This is a genomic window from Verrucomicrobiales bacterium, assembly GCA_016793885.1.
Classification (GTDB): domain Bacteria; phylum Verrucomicrobiota; class Verrucomicrobiia; order Limisphaerales; family UBA11320; genus UBA11320.
In genome coordinates, this window is the sequence record JAEUHE010000143.1 from 1 (window position 1) to 4,201 (window position 4,201).

Genomic DNA, 4,201 nt, shown 5'->3' on the forward strand with positions numbered 1-4,201 from the left:
TTATTCAGTTTGGCAGGATACCCGACTCAATAGGCTTCAGCCCCACTGTGGACCCTACTGACTGGTAAGCCGGATGCGGGAAATCCGCCAGTCCGGTTTGGAGGGAGGGGTGCGGTCAATCCCGCATTCCTACCCCTATCACTGTAGTGTGGGCCGTCTCGGCCCATTGGGTGGGGAAGGTCCGACAGGCTGCTAGCTGGCGAAGATCTTGTCCATCCGTTGAGCCAGATCTTTCAGGCCTTCAGGAGAATCGCCACCGCCTTGCTCGGCGATGCCCCAGCCGCTGTAGCCGATGCCATCCAAGGCTTTCATGACAGTTGGCCAATCGTTGTCCCCTTCGAGGAACTTGGCCCCGAAGCCCGCATAGCGGCCTTCTTTATCGGCCTTGGCGCGGCTGAATTCTTTAATGTGAAGTCGGTTGATCCGCTTTCCGAGCGCTTGCACCCACTGCTCGGGCCATCCGTAGTGGATGACATTCCCGATGTCAAAATGCCAACCCACCCACGGGCTGTTGAGTTCGTCGACGAACCGCGCCGCCTCCAAGGGACTCATCAGAAAATTATTCCAAACGTTCTCAATGGAGATCTTCACCTGGAGTTCTTCCGCCAAAGGAATCGCTTTGCGGATGCTTTCCAGGGATCGGGTCCAAGCCACCGAATAGGTGACCTGCTTGTTCACGACTCCGGGGACCAACAGCACGGAACCGCAGTCGTAGCGCTTGGCATCCCGCAGAGACTGTTTGAGGCCCTCGATGCCTTTTTCACGGATGTTGAGGCTGTCGTGAGTGAGCGTCTGATTCCAGTGCGTGCCGCAGCAAACGCTGGCGGCCTTGAGTCCGGTGGCCTCGAGCGCCTTGACCACTTCATCCTGATCCATGTGACTCATGGGCTCTACGCCTTCGAATCCGGCGTCCTTCACCGCCTGCATTTTTTGAAGGACCGATCCCTTGATCCCCACCGTCCCAAACATGATGGCCTTGCGGATATCGCGTTTCTTCGCCGAAGCCGTGTCGGCAGCCAGGCTGGAGGCGGCCCCCGAGACCAGGGCCAGGGCCGTGGCCGAGGCGGATGTCTGAAGGAAGTCTCGACGGTTGAGTTTCATGATTTGAGCGCGAATGGAGCGGTGATTCAGGTTGGGGCTAGGGTGGCTGAACTGCCTAGACAAAGGCCGTTTTGCCGGGAATAGCCCGTGGCGGCGCCTCGAAAGCCATGTTGAGGTCAATCGGGTCGGGGACGAGCTTCTCCTTGGAGTTCAGCATCATCTCCCACGTGACTTCGGCTCCTGTGTAGGCGGCCATGCGGCCCATGATGCCCAGGAGCGTGCTCCGGGCCATGCGCACGCCGTCATTGAGCGGCTTGCCGGCGCGAATCGAGGCAAACAACTCGTCGTGCTCGGTTTGGTACATGTCATTCTTGGGGCCCGTGTACTTCCAGGGATTCTCGCCGGTCATGTAGAGACCGCGGCCGGTGATGTAACCAAAACCCTTGGAGCCCATGATATAGTCGTTGTTCTCCGACGAGCAGTTGGAGATCTGCCGCTGGGCCATAAAGGCTCGGACACCGTTTTCCCACTCGTAGTTTACCTGGATGTGATCGTAGATATTGCCGCCATGCGCCGGGGATGATCGTCCTCCGACAGCGGTGCACTTTAGCGGGGGTTCGTCCTTCATCGCCCAGGCGATCTTGTCCACGCTGTGGATGGCTTGCTCCACCAACCCGTCTCCCGACAGCCAGACGAAATTGTACCAGTTACGAATCTGCCATTCGATATCCCCCATTCCGGCGGGGCGGGTGGAGGCCTGGGGCATGGGCTTGACCGGGCTGGTCAGGTAGGTGGCATAGATGGCGCGAATATCGCCCAATGTGCCTTGGTGCACCTGTTCGTAGAACGCCCGACGCGCATAATCATAGCGCCAGCAGAAGCCGGCCACCACGGCCAGGTTCTTCTGCTTGGCAACTTCGACGGATTCCATGATGGAATGCACTCCCACGGCGTCCGACGCCATGGGTTTTTCCGTAAAAATGTGTTTGCCTGCTTCGACGGCATATTTGAAGTGGAGAGGGCGGAAGCCGGGAGGCGAGGTGAGCAGGACGACATCCACTCCGCTATCGATGACCTTTTTGTAGGCATCCAGGCCCTCGAACTGGTGGTCGGGATCCACCTTGATCTTGGCCGGGTCAATGTCCTTCTTGAGGGCGGCCAGGCTACCGTCCACCTGGCTTTTGAAGACATCTCCCATCGCGGTCAGTTGCACGTTGCCATCGCTGCGAAGAGCTTGGGCGGCCGCGCCGGTTCCGCGCCCACCGCAACCGACCAGACCGACCTTCAAAGTATCCCCGGGAGAGGCCGCCTTGGTCTTGGAGGTCAGGATGAACGGCATGACAATCGAGGAGGCCAAGGCCGCGGAGGAGGAAGTTTTCAGGAAGCCGCGTCTGGAAACGCCGCTAGGTGCATCGTTGCTCATACCTCTATGGATCCTCGGATCGGGCAGTTTATTCAAGGCAGAAGTCGTTTCCTGGCACTTCTTGTTAATCAATTCCGACGATTTTGTAGACCTTGCCGGTCTTGCCAACCAGGCCGTTGCTGGCGTTGGTCATGACATACAGTTCGCCTTCGCTGTCTTCTCCGAAGCCGGTGATATAGGCCTTCCACTTGAGGCCGTCCTCGATCTTCACCCCGAGGGTCTCCATCGCCCAGGTGGACTTTTCGGCTCCTGCCGGGCGTGTGCCCAGCAGGAATACTCCTTCCGGCAATGCCCACGCGCGGGACCAATCCCCGAAGACGTAGCGGCCCTGCAGGGCGGGAATTGCTTTCCCACGATAGACATAACCTCCCATCACGCTGATCCCGATGGCGCTCTCGTCCTTCCGGAAGCCGTTCGGGTTCTTGTAGGCGATGATGGGGTCAATCAGCGGCTTTCCATCCGCTCCGTGGGTGGCGCAGCTGGCTTTCGGTGTTGGTGCGTCCGCGGGATTAAAGCACGCCGTGCCTTCGCGAATGAACCAGCCATAGTTTCCGCCCTTGAGCACCAGGTTGATCTCCTCATAGAGAGTTTGCCCGATATCTCCGGCGAAGAGTTCGTGATCGCCGCCACGGTCGAAAGCGATCCGCCACGGATTCCGGAACCCGTAGGCGAAGATCTCGGGACGACCTCCGGATTTGGCGTAGGGGTTGTCCCGAGGAATGCGATAGGGGTTGCCGCGATCCACGTCTATTCGGAGGATCTTACCCAGCAGAGTGTTCAGATCTTGTCCATTGCTGATAGGCGAGTGGCCGATTCCTTGTCCGTTGCCGTTCCCGCCGTCTCCTACCGCAATATACAAATGGCCATCCGGCCCGAAAGCGATGCATCCGCCGTTGTGGTTGAAGTAGGGCTTGTCGATCTCAAGGATCACTCGCTCGCTGGTGAGATCCACCGAGTGAGCCGGTTTGCCCTTCGCCGTGAACTCGGAGATGCGCAGGGTGGAGTCCCAATTGGTGGCCACCGACTCCCGGCGTGGGGCACTGTAGCTGGCGTACACCTTGCCGTTGGAGGCGAACTTGGGATGGAGCACCAAACCCAGCAGTCCGCGTTCATCGAACCCGGTGTTTAATTTGACCATTCTGGGTCTGAGGTCGAGGAAGGCATCATCCTGCATGGTTCCATCCCTCTCCATGATTCGCGCCACGCCAGTCTGGTCAGCCACCACAGTTCGGCCGGGTGAACCGGGTATCGCTGCCGTCGTGGTGGGGGAGACGAAGCCCTCCGACATGAGCCGCAGCTTGAGCGTTTGGGCGGCAGTCAAAGGAAGGCACAGTGCGGGCACGAGGCCGAGCAAACACCAGAGGAGCGTGCGTGGTTGAATCATGGCCGGAACACTAGCGTGATCCTTTTCAAGAGCAACTCGGAAGCGAGTGCGGGGAGCCGGGTGGGGTGGGGTGTGATTGAACCTGGAGGGGCGCTGGGGTTCCCGACTCCGTCGGGTCCTGAAAAGCTGGAGAGGGCTACAGCACTCCATACTCTCCACCTGCGTCGCGAAGCGTCTTGGATTGCGGTAGGCCTCTCTAAGCATTACCCACTAGTTCGGAGGGCTTCCTCCCTATCCCAACGGGATTGCGCCTCAAAGCCCAGGGTTGGGAGGAACGAGCTACCCTGGGGAAAACGCCATAGAATCCACAACCCCATCGTGGGTTGCGAACCCTGTGGGGCTTCAGGTGATCC

The 4,201-nt window shown here is 59.2% G+C and carries 3 protein-coding genes; all 3 read right to left on the bottom strand.

Annotated features, from left to right (window positions below; genetic code table 11):
* Positions 1–192: 192 nt before the first annotated feature.
* Positions 193–1,101 (bottom strand): TIM barrel protein, encoded by a 909-nt coding sequence (locus JNN07_16115; GenBank protein MBL9169266.1) that lies wholly within the window; start codon positions 1,099–1,101, stop codon positions 193–195.
* Positions 1,102–1,156: 55 nt separating this feature from the next.
* Positions 1,157–2,464 carry a Gfo/Idh/MocA family oxidoreductase gene (locus JNN07_16120; protein MBL9169267.1) on the bottom strand — a complete coding sequence of 436 codons (1,308 nt, stop codon included), beginning with the start codon at positions 2,462–2,464 and terminating at the stop codon, positions 1,157–1,159.
* A gap of 64 nt (positions 2,465–2,528) precedes the next feature.
* On the bottom strand, positions 2,529–3,848 hold the full coding sequence (locus JNN07_16125; GenBank protein ID MBL9169268.1) for a PQQ-dependent sugar dehydrogenase: 1,320 nt from the start codon (positions 3,846–3,848) through the stop codon (positions 2,529–2,531).
* Between the last annotated feature and the right edge of the window lie 353 nt (positions 3,849–4,201).